Source organism: Pseudomonas sp. WS 5532 (assembly GCF_012985445.1).
Classification (GTDB): domain Bacteria; phylum Pseudomonadota; class Gammaproteobacteria; order Pseudomonadales; family Pseudomonadaceae; genus Aquipseudomonas; species Aquipseudomonas edaphica.
The window spans coordinates 33,440-50,789 of the sequence record NZ_JAAQWK010000002.1 but is presented as its reverse complement, the minus strand read 5'-3'; the positions used below and the strand labels follow the sequence as shown (position 1 = coordinate 50,789).

The following is a 17,350-nucleotide window of genomic DNA, read 5'->3' as shown; positions in this document are numbered from 1 at the left end:
GGCTATCCATAAGGCTGCATTCTAGGGATAAGGTGGCCGCTAATGCACATCAATGAGGCAGGGAGCATGGGGGTTCTCGGCGGGCTACCTCATGCAGTCAACTCGGTGTAATTCGACTCGCCGCCACCTGTCGCGCCCGACAACCAGCCCCAAACAAAGCTCAAGGTTGTGCGCCCTGACGCGTCGACACCCACTGTACCTCTCGACCACCCGGCAAGTAGTTGCTCGTCCACTGTCACACAGTGAAAAAGCAGCTCAAAGGTGTTGTGACCTGTCACCTGTCCGACCTGCGCTCCCAAACGAATCCGACCGCCTTCGTAAGTACTCGAAATAACGCCATCTTCGACCAGGTAATGAAATACCGTACCGACACCGGACAGTCCTTGGGCGTTGTTCGCCACCGCAAATCGGCGATTGTGCAAGCGTGCGTGTACGATTGTAGAGAGGCTTTGCATAAACGGGCGTCCTTGAGTTGGCGGCTCCAGCATGTAAAAAGGGGCTATTGAAATAGCCCCTGGTGCTCAACAAAATATTTTGACACCAACAGCTCAGTAAACACTGGGGTAGACGGCTCAACAGAGTGCGCCGGCTGATCGAATATTTTGACACCTACCAGTCAATCTGACTAAACCAACCCTGATTTTCAACAATATATTTTGACACCGTGGGCACACCTAACGAGTAGCCACACTGTGATGGTGCTTGGTTAGCTGCAACCGCTGCGTAGTTGCGTGGACTTGACCACCCATTTGCATTCGACTTGACCAGTCGTTTGCATCGGAGTTGACCAGAATACTGAGTGGCCTTGACCGGCAAAAAACGGCCGATTCTGTTGAAAAAGTCGGCTTACCCAAAACGCTCGAATATTGATGGATGAAAACATCTCTTTTGCACGCTGCTACGTGAAATCCGACTCCTGAACCTTCTGCGCAAAACTCAGATTTCAATCTCAGGCGCGTACTTTTCTGCCGTGGAATTCGAAGCCGACTTTTTCAACAGAATCGGCCAATAGCTGTCCTTCATGAATTTCGCTCAAACAACATCCTTTCCAGCGTATTGTCCTTCATCCAATAGTGATGAAACAGCCCCGCCACCGCGTGCAAACCAATCAACCAATACCCTGTAGTGCCAACCAGCTCATGCCAGTACTTGAGCTGTTTTGCGAAGTCTGGGGCAATGGCTACCGGTGCCGGCACGTGAAAGCCAAAGTACGGGAACGGCTTATCGCCAGCTGCGAGCATCAGCCAAGCAAGGATGGGCGTTGCGATCATCAGCCCGTACAGCGAAAGGTGTGTCAGATGCGCGATAGCTGTCTGCCATACCGGTGGTTTTGGGGTTATCGGTGGTCGTGGGCTCAAGCGCCCGACCAGGCGAACCCACACCAGGGCGAAGATGCTTGTACCAAACAAGCCGTGAAAGCCCATGAGCAAACCCCGTGCTTCGCTGCCTTTGGGCAGATAACCCTTGATTTCAACACAGGCATATACCCCGACGAACAGGGCCAGCATCAGCCAGTGCAGGGTTATTGAAAGTTTTCCAAATCGGGTTACGGCGGTGTCGCTGGTCATAAGAAGCGTCTCTTGATTGTTGAGAGGAACGTTGAACCGGTTGCCTTGAACCGGCTGCGTAACACTGCTCGTCCTGTCTTAAGAGAGTCTGAAGATTGACTCTCAGGTTAACCTTCTTTCACCTTCAGACTTCGTTAAGAAATGGCTTGGATACTTCGCTCAAACCCATTGAGGGAGGCGTTCGGCCCATGCCCGATTTTGACTGGAACATACCCCTGCCGTTGTATTTCGGCCAAGCTGAAACGCGGCCGTTGACCCTGACAGCTGCGTTGCCGGATGACGCTTTGCGAGAGAAGCTCGAAGCCTTTATCCAGCAACGTTTCCGAAAGGCCCACGGCGCCGATATCCGCCACTTCATGCCCGAGCTGTTCGGCATGCACAACGGTGAGGGCCAGTTGTGCGCAGTGGCCGGTGTGCGTCGCGCGCACCTTGAACCGCTATTTCTGGAGCGGTATCTGGACGAGCCGATCGAGCCATTGATTAGCGCGGCCGCTGATCACTCGGTAGACCGAAATGCCATTGTCGAGGTTGGCAATCTGGCGGCTAGCGACACCGGCAGCGCGCGCCTGAGCATCATCGCCATCACCTATCTGCTGGCCATGGGTGGCCTGGAATGGGTGACGTTCACCGGCAATATCGGACTGGTCAACAGCTTCCGTCGTCTCGGCCTGAAACCCGTGACATTGTGCGCCGCAGATCCGGATCGACTGGGTGACGAGCGTCAACATTGGGGCAGTTATTACGAGAGCAAACCCTGGGTGCACGTCGGCGACATCCGCGCCGGGTTCGTCCACCTACGCAATATCGGCCTGTTCAGCCGCCTGGGCTTGCCGACCCCGATTGAAGGAGCCTGCCATGTCGCTTGAACTGCAACGCTTTCAGGAAACCTTGCGCGAGCATGCCCGGCGCAATGACAGCGCGACCGCGCTGTGGGGCGATACGCTGAAACTCGATTACGCCACCCTGTATGCAGAAGTGCTGTATCGCCAGGAGCGCCTGCGCGATGAGCAGGTGCAAGTCGTCGCCCTGGCGCTGGACAACGGCGTCGACGCAATGCTCTGGGATCTGGCGGTATTGTTCGAAGGGTTGACCTGCGTAACGCTACCGCCGTTTTTCAGCTCAGCACAACGCGCCCATTGTCTGGAGCAGAGTCAGGCCGAACGCGTGATTGCCGAACCGGAGCTGGAACCCGAACTGCGCGCTGCCGGCTATGAGCAACGTGGCGAGTTCTGGTGTCGCACCTTCAGCAGTCAAAGACGCATGCCGATGGGCACCGCCAAACTGACCTTCACATCTGGCACCACCGGCACGCCGAAAGGTGTTTGCCTGAGTGCCGACAGCTTGCTGCGGGTCGCACGAGAGCTGGATCAGGCGAGCGAAACCACCCGGCCGCAGCATCACTTGGCGCTACTACCGTTGGCGATACTGCTGGAGAACCTAGGCTGTTATGCCGCGCTGTATGCCGGTGCGATGCTCAGTTTGCCGAGCCAGAAAACCCTCGGCATTCAGGGCGCCAGTGGCGTCGATGTCCCGCACCTGCTCGGTTATCTCGCCGGGCGTGCGCCGCATAGCCTTATTCTGGTGCCACAGCTGTTACTGATGCTAGTCAGCGCCGCCGAACAGAAAGCCTTCGCCCCGCAAACTCTGCGCTTTGCTGCGGTCGGTGGTGCACGAGTTTCCAAAGATTTGCTGGACCGTGCGCAACGGGTCGGCTTACCAGTTTTTGAAGGTTACGGTTTGTCCGAATGCGCGTCAGTGGTGTGCCTCAACCGCCCCGGCGCACTCCGACCCGGCAGTGTCGGTCGACCGCTGCCCCATGTCGAAGTGCGGTTGGCCGAAGACGGTGAAGTGCTAATCAAGGGCTCGACGTTGCTCGGCTATCTAGGAGACGCACCGTACGCCGATGAGTGGTGGCCGAGCGGCGACCTGGGCGAGTTCGACCCGGAAGGTTTTCTTTATCTCAAGGGCCGCAAGAAGCATCAGTTCGTCACCAGTTACGGGCGCAACGTCAACCCGGAATGGGTCGAGTCCGAGCTGACCCAGCGCCGCCACATCGCCCAGGCGTTTGTTTACGGCGAGTCCTTGCCGCGCAATCACGCCCTGCTCTGGCCGCATCGCCCGGACTGCACCGATGCCGAACTAGCCGCTGCCGTCGCCGAAGCCAACGAGGCGCTGCCCGATTACGCCCAAGTGCATCAGTGGACGCGCCTGCAGCACCCCTTCACCGCCGCCAATGGCTTTCTAACCGCCAATGGCCGCCCACGCCGCGATGCCATTGTCGCGCAATACCACGCCCAATTGACCGAATCCGTTGTCCGAGAGGAAGCCGCATCATGAGTTTTTTCGACACCCTGCAAGAAGCCACACAGCATGAACGCCACGAGCTGTTCAATCTGCCGATCATCCTCGATGCGTTGCACGGTAAGGTCAGCCTCGATAGCTATCGGGCTTTTCTCGCACAGGCCTACTATCACGTGCGCCACACGGTGCCGTTGATGATGGCGTGCGGCGCACGTTTGCCCACACGTCTGGAATGGCTACGCAAAGCGGTGTGCGAGTACATCGAAGACGAATACGGCCACGAACAGTGGGTGCTCAACGACATCGCAGCCTGCGGAGGTGATCGCAAGGCCGTGCATGATGGTCAGCCTTCGCTGCCGATTGAGCTGATGGTGAGCTTCCTTTATGACCTGATCGCCAGAGGCAACCCGGTGGGTCTGTTCGGCATGGTCAATGTCCTCGAAGGCACCAGCATCGCCCTGGCCACACACGCGGCAGGGAGCATTCGGGAGCGCCTGGCGTTGCCGGAAACCGCCTTCAGTTACCTGAGTTCTCACGGTTCGCTCGACATCGAACACATGCAAACCTATCGCCGCCTGATGAACCAGCTGGAAGATCCTGAGGATCAAGCGGCAGTGATTCATGCTTCAAAAGTCGTTTACCGACTGTACACCGACATGTTTCGCAGCCTGCCTCGTGACGCGGAGATTGAACATGCAGCTGCGTAACGCGCGCGTGGTCTTGACCGGTGCCAGTGGCGGAATCGGCATGGCTATCGCCGAAGCCTTGTGCGCCGCCGGTGCGCGAGTATTGGCCGTGGCGCGGCATCAGGAAGCCTTGGCCCCGCTGCTCAAACGCTACCCTGAGGCCCTGTGCTGGGTCGCAGCTGACCTGACACTGCCAAGCGACCAACGCAAAGTACTCGCCGCCGCCGAAGAAATTGGCGGAGTCAATCTGTTGATCAACGCTGCTGGGGTGAATCACTTCGCCATGCTCGAACAGCTCGACGACAGTGATATCAATGCGATGCTCGCGTTGAATATCAACGCGCCGATTTGCCTGACCAAGCTATTGCTGCCGCTACTCAAGCAGGCCGATAGCGCCATGGTAGTCAACGTCGGCTCGACCTATGGTTCGATCGGCTATGCCGGTTACGCCAGCTATTGCGCGACGAAGTTTGCCCTGCGCGGATTCTCCGAAGCGTTGCGCCGAGAGCTGGCCGACACCCGGGTCAGCGTGCTCTACGTCGCACCGCGGGCCACCCGCACGTCGATGAACAGCGTGACGGCGCAAGCCCTGAACGATGCGCTTAAGGCCAACGTCGATGATCCGCAAACCGTGGCCTCGGCGGTGATCCACGCGATTGCCGGGGACCGCCGCGACCTGTATCTGGGATGGCCCGAGCGCTTCTTCGTGCGCCTAAACAATCTACTGCCGCAACTGGTCGATCGAGGTCTGCGCAAGCAGTTGCCCCTGATCCGTCGCTTCAGCGAAAAACCCGAGAACGAGACCCTCAAACCATGAAAAAAATCTTCGCGTGCCTGTTGATCGCAACCCTCAGCCAAAGCGTCTGGGCGCTGGAGGCCGCCGACCAGCAACGCCTGAGCAGCATTCAACAAACCTGGGCGCACATCCAATATGAAGTGGCTGAAAAACAGCGCGCCGCCGCGTTCGAGCAGTTGTCCAGCGAAACTCAGGCGTTCACTGCGCAGCGCCCGGCGGTGGCCGAAGCCTGGATCTGGAAAGGCATTGTCACCAGCAGCTGGGCCGGTGCCGAAGGCGGACTCGGAGCGCTGGGAAAAGCCAAGGAAGCCAAGGCCGACCTGGAGAAGTCCCTAACCCTCAACCCCAAGGCTCTGCAAGGCTCGGCCTATACCAGCCTGGCGGCGCTGTATGATCGTGTGCCCGGCTGGCCCATCAGTTTCGGCGATAGCGACAAAGCTGAACAGTTGCTCAAGCAGGCGCTGCAACTCAACCCCGACGGCATCGACAGCCTGTACTTCTGGGGCGATCACCTCTACCGTCAGAAACGCTACGCTGAAGCAAAAGCAGCGCTGCAAAAAGCCCAGCAAGCGGCGCCGCGTCCCGGCCGTGAAACGGCAGATGCCGGACGCCGCAAAGAGATCGCCACTCTGCTGGTAGACGTCAACAAGAAAACCGACTGACCAGGAGTCCTCGTGCGTGTATTACTGATTGAGGATGATGTGGCGCTAGGTGAAGGCATCCATCAAGCGCTGGGGCGCGAAGGATACACCGTCGATTGGCTCAAGGACGGCAGCAGCGCGCTGCATGCCCTGCTCAGCGAAACGTTCGATGTCGCTGTGCTGGATCTCGGCTTGCCACGCATGGACGGTCTAGAAGTACTGCGGCGCCTGCGCGACAGCGGCTCGAACCTGCCGGTGTTGATTCTCACCGCCCGCGATGCAACCGAAGATCGCATCGCAGGGCTGGATGCCGGTGCCGACGACTACCTGATCAAACCGTTCGACCTGGCCGAACTCAAGGCGCGATTGCGAGCGTTGTTGCGGCGCAGTGCCGGGCGCGCGCAAGCTCTGATCGAACATGCCGGCATCATCCTCAACCCCGGTACCCAGCAGGTCAGCTACAAGGGCCTTCCCGTAGCACTGACGCCCAAGGAGTATCAGTTGCTGCATGAACTGCTCTCACCTCCGGGTCGGGTGATGACTCGAGATCAGCTGATTCGACTGCTCTATGGCTGGAGTGAAGAAGCGGAAAGTAACACGCTTGAAGTGCACATCCATCACCTACGTAAAAAGTTCTCCACTGAGCTGATCCGCACCATTCGGGGTGTGGGCTATCTAGTGGAGGATCGCTGATGACTTCGATCCGCCGCCGTACATTGACGCTGATCATTGGCCTGCTGCTGGCCGGTCTGGCGGTGCTCAGCCTCTTCAATCTGCACGATAGCAATCATGAAATTGCCGAGGTTTACGATGCTCAACTGGCGCAGAACGCGCGCTTATTGCAAGGCGTGATGCGCATGCCGCTGGCGAGCAAGCAGCACGCCGAACTGTACCGGGCTTTCAATACCGCACTGGGCGAAGCGGTGCCGCGCGGCGATGGTCATCCATACGAACGGAAAATTGCTTTTCAGGTATGGAGCCCTGGCGGGGAGGTGTTGGTGCACACCGCCAGTGCACCGTCCTTCAGTTCACCGCCGACGCAACCGGGTTTCAGTGATGTGGTGGATTTGAACCATCGTCATTGGCGCGCCTTCCTCCTTGAAGACTCACAAAACGGCATGCGCATCTGGGTTGGCGAGCGCGATGATGTGCGCGCGGATCTGGTCGATCGCATCGTTCGCCATACGCTATGGCCGAACATCGTCGGCAGTTTACTGCTCGCGGCGATGGTCTGGCTCGCTATAGGCTGGGGCTTAAAGCCCTTGGCAAACATGGCCGAGACCCTGCGGGCCCGCCACAGCGGTTCACTTGAGCCGTTGCAACTGACACCGTTGCCCAGCGAACTTGAGCCCATGCAGGCGGCGCTCAACCGCATGCTCGCGCAGATTCAAGAAGTGCTTGGCCGCGAACGACGCTTCATTGCCGACGCTGCCCACGAAATGCGTACGCCACTCGCCGTGCTGCGGGTGCACGCGCAAAACCTACTGGAGGCAGGCACAGAGCAGGAACGTCGAGAATCGCTGGAATTCCTCATCTCAGGCGTTGATCGAACCAGCCGACTGGTCAACCAGTTACTGACCATGGCGCGACTGGAACCCCAACCTAATCCGCCACCGCTACAGCGCATCGACCTCTGCGAAACCGTGCGTAATAGTCTCGTGCAACTGACACCGTGGTTGTTGAGCAAAAACCTTGAACTGATATTCGATGTCAGCGACCAGCCATTTTATGTATTCGCCAACCCCTCCGCCATCGACATCGCGCTGAGCAACCTAATCACCAACGCAGCCAATTTCTCTCCCGAACACGGGTTAATCGCTGTGCAACTCAACCAGGCCGATGGCTTCTGTCATTTGACCGTCGACGACCAGGGGCCGGGAATTGATGAGTCATGTAGAGAGCGATTATTTGAGCGTTTCTATAGCCGTGGAACGGCGCAAGGAGCCGGTTTGGGGCTAACCATCGTCAACACAATCGCCATGCGCTTGAACGGTCGTATTGAATTGGTAAACCGGGCCGAGGGGGGGTTGAGGGCTACGTTATCAATTCCAGCCTAAGAATAACGGCAAAGCATCAAATGATTATTTCGTTTCGCACAGCCGGTAAACATCGTACGAGGAGGCAAGGTCCCAAATAGCGCAGGTTATGCGCTTACCAGTACAAGGGGCACTGGTAGGCCAGTGTAGGGAGCGCTGGTTACCGCAGCCATTAAAAAAGGCCCCCACACCGGGCTAACGTGTAGGAGCCTTTTGAACATAAGCGGCGTTATTGGAAAAGGTTACCGTAAGCGTTTACGACGTTAAGGGCGCATCGGTGCGTTTATCCAACTTTGGCTCGCAAGCATATTTCAAAAATTCCAGATTTTGAGGACGCTCTTAGAAATTAAAGGAGATACCTCTCGATAATCAGCGCGATGAATACTATCCACGACGCCGCCAACATACTAGTAATAGCAATCCATTGCGCGCCCATGACTTCGGTTCCGCTTATGCGCATCTATTCAGTGGAGAATAGCTAGTTGCCTAATCGGGTGTCTGTAGGAAATTGACCATGGGGCCTAGGATAATCAGTTTCGTCTACATTCATACGCCGGATGTGATCCGCCTGAACAAGAGGCGGTCACTCCGAAATGGAGTAAATTATCAATATCGGCTCAAAGCGATGGCGATTTCAGTTTTCACCATCATGTCGCTGATTGCCGAGCTATCATCTATCGATGCGACCGAATTCCCCGATTGCCAGAATCAAAGACTTACGATCAAGGGCTTCTAAAAAAATCTCAGAAAACCTCAGCTTTCTTCGTCTGCACAAACTACCCTGAGAGGTCACCTATGAACTCTGACAAGGAAAGTCCGATGAAAAAGCAAAAATCTGTGGCTGACACCGATGCGCTCATAATCAACATAAACGACGGGTTCGAGCTCAGTTTTTGGGCCGTGAAGTTCGGGGTAACTAAAGATAAGATCAGGGCTGCCGTCCGCCAGGAGGGGAATTCACTTACGGCAGTAAAGCGCCATTTCGCTCTCTCCCAGCACGCCTAACCATCCAAGACTACGATCGATAGACGTGAATGCGCCTCTAAACAGACTTCAGTTGCGCGTCAGCAATGCCACTCACTAGCCCGGTGAGGATTCTGCGTGTCCAAGGCGACAGAAGGTTGTGCAGCAAACTCCGCGTTATCAGCCAAATATGACCTATCACGCTCAGTAATAGCGGCAAGCTATGGCTTCCGTGATGTTCTGCATATCGAGAAAAACCGTGCTCGCTACGTTGGCCAAAACGACATGTTCTTTTTGCACCAACATAGGGCGCCATGTCCCATGGTGGTCCCATGGGGCTATTTTTCGGACGCCAAAAACCACAAACCCCCGACTTTCTCTAGGAACATCAGGGGTTTGTGTTTTAGAAATTTGGCGGTGAAGGAGAGATTCGAACATAGGGCGCGTTATTGGTAACGCTGTTCGATAGTGGGAGTGTTCTGAATCAAGCGGGCCGGAACTCAACGGTCAGATGACTGACTTCATGAACTGGTCTGAGCCGATCACGAATACTCTCAGCGCTCGCGGTGGATTCACCAATCACACTCACGATAGCTGCATGCGCTTCTGGTCCAAGGCGCCAGACATGCAAGTCTGTGATGGTTGCATCCCCTGGCCTCTCAACCAGCTCCCGGATCTCTTCCGCTACATGCTCGTCCGTTTTATCCAGCAGTACAGCAGAAGTCACCCCCATCAGCGTCCAAGCCCATCGTGCGATCACAATTGCGCCGACGATGCCCATAACAGGATCCAGCCATACCCAGCCTAGGTATCGGCCAGCGAGTAGTGCAGCAATTGCTAGGACAGAGGTCAGCGCGTCCGCGATTACGTGAACGTAGGCAGACTTCAGGTTGTTGTCGTGTCCAGGATGGACATGGTCATGACCATCATGGTCGTGACCATGACTGTGCCCGTGTCCCAGCAGCAGAGCACTAACAATGTTGACGATCAAACCGGCGATCGCGATGAGCGTAGCAGTGCCGAACTGAACTTCAGTTGGCTGTAAAAGGCGCATGACCGACTCAACGGCGATTATTAGGGAAACCATACCGAGAATCAGCGCCGAGGCGAACCCGCCCAAATCTCCGACCTTTCCGGTTCCGAAACTGTAGCGCTGGCTCGATGCATGGCGTTTTGCATATCCGTACGCCGCCGCCGCGATACCCAACGCGCCAGCGTGAGTCGCCATATGAAAACCATCGGCCAACAAGGCCATCGATCCAGTTATATAGCCGGCAGTAATCTCACCCACCATCATCACCACAGTCAGTGCCACAACCCAAAGTGTGCGCTTGGTATTTTCGTCATGCGATGAGCCTAGAAACACATGTTCGTGTACGTGACTGGTATTGGCGCTAATCATGAATATTCACCCGCATACTTTTACTTGGAGTAACGGCGAATGGCTTCAAGAAGCTCTTCGACGCCTTTTTTGCGCTCTTCTTCACTGAGCGAAGGGTTAGCAACATGCTCTCGAGCGTGGTCCTCAATGATTTCCTCCATCAAGCCATTCATTGCTCCACGAGTAGCAGCTACGAGGTGCAGTGTTTTGGCGCAATCGAGATCCGACTCTAATGCACGCTCAACAGCTTGAAGTTGCCCAGCGATACGCTTTACCCGCTTGAGAAGCTCTTCTTTGGTTGCTGCCAAGTGGCCCATCACATACTCCCCCGCCTCTATATTTTGCACAGGATAGGCATACCCCCTACCCCTATACAAGGTAATCAGAGAAAAATAGATCAACTTAAAATGCTGGGATGGAAAGAGATGCTGAGCGAAAGCGGGAGCACCAGGCCTGGAAGGCAGGTTTCGGTGTAGAACGACGAATTCAAGGACTAAGTTGCCGATCGAACGAAATGGCCCATCAAGGGCATTCTCCAAGCTTCATATTTGCACCAACATAGTGCGCCAGTCCCATGGTGGTCCCATGAAGGCTTTTTTAGGGCGCCAAAAACCACAAACCCCCGACTTTCTCTAGGAAAATCAGGGGTTTGCGTTTTAGTAATTTGGCGGTGAAGGAGAGATTCGAAACCTCAACAAGTCAAGAAGCTTCCGTATGCCACTCAGCGTCCACGCAATGACGGCTTTTGGCCGATTTCTGCCTGTCGTGAGGGGCAGCAAGCGGCCCAGAGTGTGTCAAAACCCTTGTTAGCGGCTTCCACTCTAGTGTTTTTTCCAACTCAGCCCAGGTCAGACATTAGTTGCTCAGATTACGTATAAGATTCCGGAAATCAGCAGGTACGCCGACAACGTGGGCTAGAGGCTAGAAATCTGGGGGTTGGATGATTGCAAGCAACGTTTCATATCTTTGTCCGGTTTGTGGATACCCCGGGCTTGAAGAGCCTCCATACGATGAGGTTGGCTGCTCTTCGTTTGGCATGTGCCCGTCCTGCGGTACGCAGTTCGGCTATGATGACGCAACATCTGCTCATGCTGATTTGCGGAGATTATGGATCTCTAAAGAGGCATTCCGGTATGCGAGACCGTATCGGTTCAGACACCGCGAATAGTCATCAAAAGCCAAACAATGCCGTCCCAGTACTTGATCGTTGCCAACACTAAAGCTCCAAGAATTGGTATCAAGGACAGCCCCTTCAGCAGCCGAAAGGTTCTGGTCAGTGTTTGGCCCTGTTTGTCCACCTGATCGATGGTGATCCTAAGCAGGCGTTGGAGCTTTGGTGGGTAGGTTTTTATCTTGTCTTTGAAATCATCGAAGATGACATTGAAGCTATGAAGCAGGCGCTCCGTCTGCAGCATTTGATTGTGCAAGATCGCAAGCAGAACCACCGAGACCACAGCCAGGCCGAGGACAAGGATAAAACCTTCGAACTTTGAGGTGGTTTTCTCCAGTGCTACCAAACCGGCTAACGATATCGGGAGGGCGAGCATCTTGCCGGCAATGTCTCCCAGCACTCCACTCAGCTTGGTGCCATAGTCGATTTCAGCCTGGGCCACTTCACGACGAACCCGCTCAAACGAGAAGCTATAGACATACGTTTGGAGATTGGCGCGGTAAGTGGCCAAGACCTCTCGCCACTCCCGCACGATCACCAGAAGCAAATTCGGCTCGCTTTCGAACTTCTCGATGACGCTCGCGACGGCCATCCGAATCATCAATTTTCGTTCAGAGAGGTGCGCCTTGTTTTCATTTTTCCGATTGAGAATTTCTTCCAATAAGCTCAAGTGGTTAAGTTCATAATCGAGCACTTTGACGTCGACCTGAGTAGGCAGCAGAAATGTTCTCGGAGGCTTCGCCCCATCAGGTGGTAAGGCAAAAAATAGGTTATAGCCGTCCGGGCTACTGTCTTTGTCAACGCCGATCGCTAGTAGCGCAAGCAACTCAATTAACCGACAGACGCACCTGAGAGACTTAATCTCCGGGGGTTCAATATCATCGCTGTCTGCCCAGCGAAGCTCAGTGATGTAAACATTGCTCGGAAATTGCCCCTTGCCCAACGAACCATTTCGCGCGACAAACTCGGTCAGGCTGCTGTAAAAATGGCCCGACTCATTCGATGGCAAGCGAAATTCAATTTCAAGAAAGTCTGCCTCGTCAGAAAGATGCTCAAACTTTCCATAGGCAGCCGGCAACTCATCACACATTCGTAATGCGCTAATGATTTCGGCCGTTGGCGCTCCCTCGTAACTGACGACCCCGTCTTCAATGGTGGGTGCTCCAAGGGCACGGTAGAGGGCTACCACATGAGAGAACATTTTCAGCCGTTCCTTGCCAGCAGTTCTTTCTCGACCACATCAATCAGCTCGGTCGTCATGTTGGACAGGGTCAACTTCTTCCGAACTTCATCGTAATAGACGTCTGCGGCGGGATCCTTTCCAAGCGCTCCGCGTTCGAACTGCAACGACCAATTGGAAGCATCTCCTTTGATCCGAGTCTTCTCCTTCAGCGTTTTAGCGTTGACCGTAAAGTCGTCAGGAACCTTGTTTTTTTCACTGTTCAAATAATCTTTCAGGCCTGCGATTTCATCAACTAGGTCAGCAGGAACATGAGCGACGGCGGCGTGAACAATGGAATCCAATCGTGCTGACTTGCCTGCTGCCAATTGCACTTCTAGATATTTGATTACCGCTTCTTTAGCCCTGTAGCCGAAGCTTTTTAAAGATTTGTTGTCGCGAAAGAACTTGGCTACGTTATCGATAGCATTTTTCGTAGCACGCCCCGAAGCCACGCCTTTTGCACAGCCCAATGCAGAGATGAAGTAGTCAGACGCCTGACTGTCGCGGCCACGACTAATGAAACATAGATAGGTGGAGTCGGCTTCCTCTGCCATCTCACTTTCGGGTGTTGGGGCAGCAGCCATAGCCTGAATGGCGACAAAGCTCCCCAAGTTGATCCGAGCAGCTTGCTGAACTTTGTTCAGATCTACTTCCTGAATCTCTTTTGGGACATAGTTTTCGTCCAACTGAATGCCACCACGCTCCTTCATGCTAGCGACGAGGAAAAAATTGGAAGCTCCGGAGGAGTACTGGGCGCATAGAATATGTCCGCCGGTCGACAGCACCTGAGTACCCGCCTGCTCTACCAGTTGATCCATGGCCAAGTGAGTCAGATCGATGAACTGGGCCTCATCATCCTGTACGGCTACAAACTCGGTGAAACGTCCAGGAAATGGACCTTGCCGTTCATCATTGGCGAACTGGCCGTAGACCACACTGTTGCCTTCTTTGCCGATGAGACCGTGAATCCCATTCACCAGAAATTGTAATGCTGGGTTTTCGGTATTGAGTACCACATCCTTTTTCACCACATCGGAGATAAAGCTCGTTTTCGCCAGCTTTTTGAAACTGTGAATGATGGCGGTTTTCAGTGTAATCATGGGTCGAATTCCGTTCCGATAGCATCAATATGGAATCACTGAAAATAACACCTTACCCAACAAACTTCAGGGCTTATCTCGACACACTTAAGCGAGGAAGGGAATCCATGCCTACCCCTTGAGCGTAGCCGAGATTGCGACACAACTGTACATACATACAGCAAAATTATCCATGCCGTTCGTCCTGTCTGAATAAGGAGGTAACCCCCAAGCTCATTCCAGAGCTGAAGTGGTGCCGGCAAACATTACGTCCGAGAAATCAACTCAGGCACGATCCCCCCAAAATGGTCATCAACTGAAATTAGGACTACTCCGAATCTCTCCTATATTGACTACTTCGGAGGTCGACATGGCTCTGCCGCCGGAAAGGAAATCTTCTCTATTCGCTCGTTCAGTCCAAAGGAAATGTGATGAGAGTAGCGATCTTGGATATCCAAAATTTCCGCGGTATCCGTGCAGGAAGCGTTCACTTTAAAGACCATCCTGTGCTGATCGGGGCTAACAACACCGGAAAAACTACGGTGATAGAGGCATTGACGCTTCTTCTAGGAAGGGAGCGGATGATCAGGGAACTCACCGAACATGACTTTTACGGTTCAGATCCCCAGCCTGCCGACCGAATAAAGCTTATAGCCACAATCACAGATTTTCCTTCCGAAGACCCTTATCAGAATACCGATTGGTTTAGAGACGGCAGAGGCGTGCCTAAATGGCTGGACGAAGCCAACGGTACGATCAGCGCGGTTCGCACCGAGGAGGCATCGAAGCTTTGCTGCCAAATCGGCGCTCAAGCTTATTTCGACCGCGACTCACTCTCGGTCGAGATGGTTCGTTACTTCCACGATCACGATAGCCCGATGGATCCCTTCGCCGACGACTCGCCCGTTGGCGTTCCTCCACGCTTGATAAAAGAGATTGGGTTTTATCTCGTACGAGCGAGCCGTACCTGGGACAAGGTTTTTACATGGGGGAGTGAGCTTTTCCGGCGTACGCTGCAAGTAGCCGCAGCGCAACCGTCCGAAGCCATTTTAGCCGAGCGTGATCGGCTTAGGCGTCCGGAGGCCCCAATCGAGAACGATGATCGAATTTCACCACTGATCCAGAACGTCAACGCTGAGTTAGCGAGATGCATACCGAATGCACCCCATGTTCAACTGCGGGTGACGAGTACTGATAGCCGATCACTCCTAGACTCTGTCGCAGCACATTTCGCTGTCGTCGGAGGACTAGGCGTACCCGCCGCAAGACAAGGCAGCGGTTTGGTGTCTCTGCAAGGTTTATTACTACTTCTGGAACTAGGTCGAGGTCGTGCAGCAGAAGGTGAAGGATTTCTAATGGCCTTGGAGGAGCCCGAGCTTCATCTGCCCCCGGCAGGTCAGCAGCAGCTGGTACAACGAGTGCAAGCACTTTCGACCCAAACCTTCATTACTACGCATTCCCCATTGATCGCTGCGGTATCAGATCCAACCTCTGTATTGATTCTGCGAAATGTCGACGGTCATCTTTCGGCCCTCCCTTTTTTATCAGAGCCGTTGCTACCAAATGCTCAGAATTGGAAGAGGAAGTTTTTTCAGCAAAGTCGCGTGGATGTCCTGTCGGCTTTAATGCACCCGTGTGTATTGGTGCCTGAGGGTCGTGCTGATTTCCTGTTACTGAAAACGGTGCTACGACCTTTGATGTTGTCCGAGGGTTGGTCCACGAGCATGCCATCTATGTTTGGATTGGAGGTCGGCGTCGTACCCACTGAGGATGCCAAAGTGGTCGAGACGTTCCAGTTACTGTCAGCCACTCATAACAAGGTCTGCTGCCTGGTGGACGGCGACAGAGACGGTAAACGCTATATCTCAAGCCTTCTGGCAGAGCCCACTGCTCCCTCATCAGTAATACGGTGGGCTGACGACGAAATGATCGAAGACGCCATAGGCTGGATTTTGGCTGCGGATGAAGACGACGTAGTTGGGAGGCTTACGGAGTTGACGGAGGTTGCCCCCTCGACTGTGTCCGACATCGTCACCCACTTAAAAAATAAAAAAGTGGACGTGATCTGCTACGAGTCGGTGGCAGACGCGATAGTTAACTCACCTCTCTGCCGTGCCAGAGCAGCAGAGTTGTTCAGCTGTTTGGCTATGGCGTGCGCGGGAACTGCTAGCGCCCATTTCGCCGCCGACCCAGAGGGTGTCTGGGTATTCCAACCATGACAATTCAATCTTTTTCCGGCGCGGCGGGTTGTGGAAAGACTCATCAGTTAATGGCAAACCTAGCCGCGAGATTGGAAAGACAGCCTCTACAGGCGTTTCAAAAAGTTTTGGCGTTGACCTTTATGCATGGGTCGCGGAGGCGTTTGGACGACCGATTGGGCGATGTCGACCTTCTACGTCGGCAGTACGAGTGCACAACAATCGATGGATTCGCTTGGAGAATCGTCAGTAGATGGCAAGCACTAATAACCCAATTAGAGATGGGGCATCCAAGAGTCAATGATTATGAAGCGGTGTGTCAGATCGCCGCTGATCTCCTTTCTCACGATATCGTTGTCCGCTGGATCGCCGCGACGTATCCCATTGTGGTCGTGGATGAAGCACAAGATCTCACGCCAAACCGACTGCGGATAGTGCAGGCAATGGCTCCCCATGTGGACCTTCTAATTGCTGCAGATGAGTTTCAATGTCTCATCGAGGAGCTACGTCCTAATCCAGCCTGCGATTGGTTAACTGCTGTTGGCCACGACGCACTTCTTCAGCAGCCTAGGCGCACCTCAGATCGTAATCTCCTTGCCGCCGCCGGTGCTATCCGATCAGCACAGGCTCCAGCATCAAATGGGCTCTTTAAGATTTTCCACACACCCACACCGGCTCTCGCCGCTTCATACGTTTCTAATGGCATTGGTTGGAATAGAGGGGGGAATCGGGTCGCGATTATCACCCCAACAATGGGGCAATTTGCCCACGGCATCCTCACATGGGTCGCCACCCGAACAACAGGCAGAGGAAACGGCCCCTACAACATAATTCTGGAAGAGTCAGAGACCAAGCTTGCAGACACATTCGTTGACGATCTGGCTCTGCCGGACCAAGCCACATTGGCGGAAGCTTTCGCATTGATGGCGGAAAAACCTGCACCGATTGCTCAAGACTTCGTGCGTTGGCTAGAGAAACAGCGTCGGACTAAGGGAAGGACGCATGTCCTTCGCGAAGAAATGGAGGACACCATACGGCACTCATTTTCAAACCAACGACGTCTAAGCTCACGAGATGGGCCAGGTATTCGAGCGCTAACCGTTCATGGAGCAAAAAACAGAGAATTTGATCTAGTTATTGTGCTTTGGCCTGCGGCAATTCGTGGAAATGACGAGCAGCAGAGACGGCTACTTTATAATGCCGTTACCAGAGCAAAGCACCAGTGTCTGGTACTAGTACAACTCCCGAGAGCAATGATACTTCCTCCTTTCTCCGTTCGAGAGGAGTTAGCTTTAAACGAGAACTAGC

Annotated in this window: 16 protein-coding genes; 10 read left to right on the top strand and 6 right to left on the bottom strand. The window is 54.4% G+C overall.

The features are described 5' to 3' along the window. Positions 1–89: 89 nt before the first annotated feature. Positions 90–455 (bottom strand): hypothetical protein, encoded by a 366-nt coding sequence (locus HBO23_RS03845; protein WP_170036620.1) that lies wholly within the window; start codon positions 453–455, stop codon positions 90–92. Positions 456–1,019: 564 nt separating this feature from the next. Beyond that, positions 1,020–1,568, bottom strand: coding sequence for a cytochrome b (locus HBO23_RS03840; RefSeq protein WP_170036618.1), 549 nt, complete (start codon positions 1,566–1,568; stop codon positions 1,020–1,022). 188 nt (positions 1,569–1,756) lie between these two features. Between HBO23_RS03840 and HBO23_RS03835 the strand changes: the two genes are divergently transcribed. The 8 genes from HBO23_RS03835 (at position 1,757) to HBO23_RS03800 (ending at position 9,033) form a co-directional block, all read left to right on the top strand. After that, positions 1,757–2,434: a thermostable hemolysin gene (locus HBO23_RS03835; protein ID WP_170036616.1), complete on the top strand. Its 678-nt coding sequence runs from the start codon at positions 1,757–1,759 to the stop codon at positions 2,432–2,434. Further along, the gene (locus HBO23_RS03830) at positions 2,424–3,905 is read left to right on the top strand and encodes an AMP-binding protein (RefSeq protein ID WP_170036614.1); all 1,482 of its coding nucleotides are present in this window, start codon (positions 2,424–2,426) and stop codon (positions 3,903–3,905) included. Before HBO23_RS03835 ends, HBO23_RS03830 begins: the two co-directional genes overlap by 11 nt. Further along, the gene (locus HBO23_RS03825) at positions 3,902–4,576 is read left to right on the top strand and encodes an iron-containing redox enzyme family protein (RefSeq protein WP_170036612.1); all 675 of its coding nucleotides are present in this window, start codon (positions 3,902–3,904) and stop codon (positions 4,574–4,576) included. Before HBO23_RS03830 ends, HBO23_RS03825 begins: the two co-directional genes overlap by 4 nt. Then, complete coding sequence (locus tag HBO23_RS03820; RefSeq protein ID WP_170036610.1) at positions 4,563–5,372, top strand: SDR family oxidoreductase; 810 nt, start codon at positions 4,563–4,565, stop codon at positions 5,370–5,372. Before HBO23_RS03825 ends, HBO23_RS03820 begins: the two co-directional genes overlap by 14 nt. Further along, positions 5,369–6,013 carry a tetratricopeptide repeat protein gene (locus HBO23_RS03815; protein ID WP_170036608.1) on the top strand — a complete coding sequence of 215 codons (645 nt, stop codon included), beginning with the start codon at positions 5,369–5,371 and terminating at the stop codon, positions 6,011–6,013. The genes HBO23_RS03820 and HBO23_RS03815 overlap by 4 nt, the downstream gene beginning before the upstream one ends. Before the next feature lie 12 nt (positions 6,014–6,025). Next, on the top strand, positions 6,026–6,685 hold the full coding sequence (locus HBO23_RS03810; protein ID WP_170036606.1) for a response regulator: 660 nt from the start codon (positions 6,026–6,028) through the stop codon (positions 6,683–6,685). Then, positions 6,685–8,049 (top strand): ATP-binding protein, encoded by a 1,365-nt coding sequence (locus HBO23_RS03805; RefSeq protein ID WP_170036604.1) that lies wholly within the window; start codon positions 6,685–6,687, stop codon positions 8,047–8,049. The genes HBO23_RS03810 and HBO23_RS03805 overlap by 1 nt, the downstream gene beginning before the upstream one ends. 798 nt (positions 8,050–8,847) lie before the next feature. Further along, positions 8,848–9,033, top strand: a complete 186-nt coding sequence (locus tag HBO23_RS03800; RefSeq protein ID WP_170036602.1) for a DUF3606 domain-containing protein — start codon at positions 8,848–8,850, stop codon at positions 9,031–9,033. Between the two features lie 442 nt (positions 9,034–9,475). Here the strand turns inward: HBO23_RS03800 and dmeF are convergent, their stop codons facing one another. The 4 genes from dmeF to HBO23_RS03780 all read right to left on the bottom strand — a co-directional run bounded on the left by dmeF (position 9,476) and on the right by HBO23_RS03780 (position 13,865). Beyond that, positions 9,476–10,393: a CDF family Co(II)/Ni(II) efflux transporter DmeF gene (gene dmeF, locus HBO23_RS03795; RefSeq protein WP_170036600.1), complete on the bottom strand. Its 918-nt coding sequence runs from the start codon at positions 10,391–10,393 to the stop codon at positions 9,476–9,478. Positions 10,394–10,413: 20 nt separating this feature from the next. Then, a complete protein-coding gene (locus HBO23_RS03790) occupies positions 10,414–10,689 on the bottom strand; it encodes a metal/formaldehyde-sensitive transcriptional repressor (protein WP_170036598.1) in 276 nt (91 codons plus the stop codon). Between the two features lie 834 nt (positions 10,690–11,523). Continuing rightward, positions 11,524–12,744, bottom strand: coding sequence for a hypothetical protein (locus tag HBO23_RS03785; protein WP_170036596.1), 1,221 nt, complete (start codon positions 12,742–12,744; stop codon positions 11,524–11,526). Between the two features lie 2 nt (positions 12,745–12,746). Continuing rightward, positions 12,747–13,865, bottom strand: a complete 1,119-nt coding sequence (locus tag HBO23_RS03780; RefSeq protein WP_170036594.1) for a nucleoid-associated protein — start codon at positions 13,863–13,865, stop codon at positions 12,747–12,749. Positions 13,866–14,275: 410 nt separating this feature from the next. Here HBO23_RS03780 and HBO23_RS03775 point away from each other — a divergent pair, with 410 nt between their 5' ends. Together HBO23_RS03775 and HBO23_RS03770 are read left to right on the top strand one after the other, a co-directional pair. Next, positions 14,276–16,063 carry an AAA family ATPase gene (locus HBO23_RS03775; RefSeq protein ID WP_170036592.1) on the top strand — a complete coding sequence of 596 codons (1,788 nt, stop codon included), beginning with the start codon at positions 14,276–14,278 and terminating at the stop codon, positions 16,061–16,063. Beyond that, positions 16,060–17,349: an ATP-binding domain-containing protein gene (locus tag HBO23_RS03770; RefSeq protein ID WP_170036590.1), complete on the top strand. Its 1,290-nt coding sequence runs from the start codon at positions 16,060–16,062 to the stop codon at positions 17,347–17,349. The genes HBO23_RS03775 and HBO23_RS03770 overlap by 4 nt, the downstream gene beginning before the upstream one ends. Position 17,350: the final 1 nt, after the last annotated feature.

Bases quoted from the DNA above. Each gene is read 5' to 3' on its own strand.
- HBO23_RS03775 (WP_170036592.1), top strand. From the start codon at position 14,276: ATGAGAGTAGCGATCTTGGATATCCAAAATTTCCGCGGTATCCGTGCA.
- HBO23_RS03825 (WP_170036612.1), top strand. From the start codon at position 3,902: ATGAGTTTTTTCGACACCCTGCAAGAAGCCACACAGCATGAACGCCAC.
- HBO23_RS03840 (WP_170036618.1), bottom strand. From the start codon at position 1,568: ATGACCAGCGACACCGCCGTAACCCGATTTGGAAAACTTTCAATAACC.
- HBO23_RS03800 (WP_170036602.1), top strand. From the start codon at position 8,848: ATGAAAAAGCAAAAATCTGTGGCTGACACCGATGCGCTCATAATCAAC.
- HBO23_RS03790 (WP_170036598.1), bottom strand. From the start codon at position 10,689: ATGGGCCACTTGGCAGCAACCAAAGAAGAGCTTCTCAAGCGGGTAAAG.
- HBO23_RS03835 (WP_170036616.1), top strand. From the start codon at position 1,757: ATGCCCGATTTTGACTGGAACATACCCCTGCCGTTGTATTTCGGCCAA.
- HBO23_RS03785 (WP_170036596.1), bottom strand. From the start codon at position 12,744: ATGTTCTCTCATGTGGTAGCCCTCTACCGTGCCCTTGGAGCACCCACC.
- HBO23_RS03820 (WP_170036610.1), top strand. From the start codon at position 4,563: ATGCAGCTGCGTAACGCGCGCGTGGTCTTGACCGGTGCCAGTGGCGGA.
- HBO23_RS03845 (WP_170036620.1), bottom strand. From the start codon at position 455: ATGCAAAGCCTCTCTACAATCGTACACGCACGCTTGCACAATCGCCGA.
- HBO23_RS03815 (WP_170036608.1), top strand. From the start codon at position 5,369: ATGAAAAAAATCTTCGCGTGCCTGTTGATCGCAACCCTCAGCCAAAGC.
- HBO23_RS03780 (WP_170036594.1), bottom strand. From the start codon at position 13,865: ATGATTACACTGAAAACCGCCATCATTCACAGTTTCAAAAAGCTGGCG.
- HBO23_RS03805 (WP_170036604.1), top strand. From the start codon at position 6,685: ATGACTTCGATCCGCCGCCGTACATTGACGCTGATCATTGGCCTGCTG.
- HBO23_RS03830 (WP_170036614.1), top strand. From the start codon at position 2,424: ATGTCGCTTGAACTGCAACGCTTTCAGGAAACCTTGCGCGAGCATGCC.
- HBO23_RS03770 (WP_170036590.1), top strand. From the start codon at position 16,060: ATGACAATTCAATCTTTTTCCGGCGCGGCGGGTTGTGGAAAGACTCAT.
- dmeF (WP_170036600.1), bottom strand. From the start codon at position 10,393: ATGATTAGCGCCAATACCAGTCACGTACACGAACATGTGTTTCTAGGC.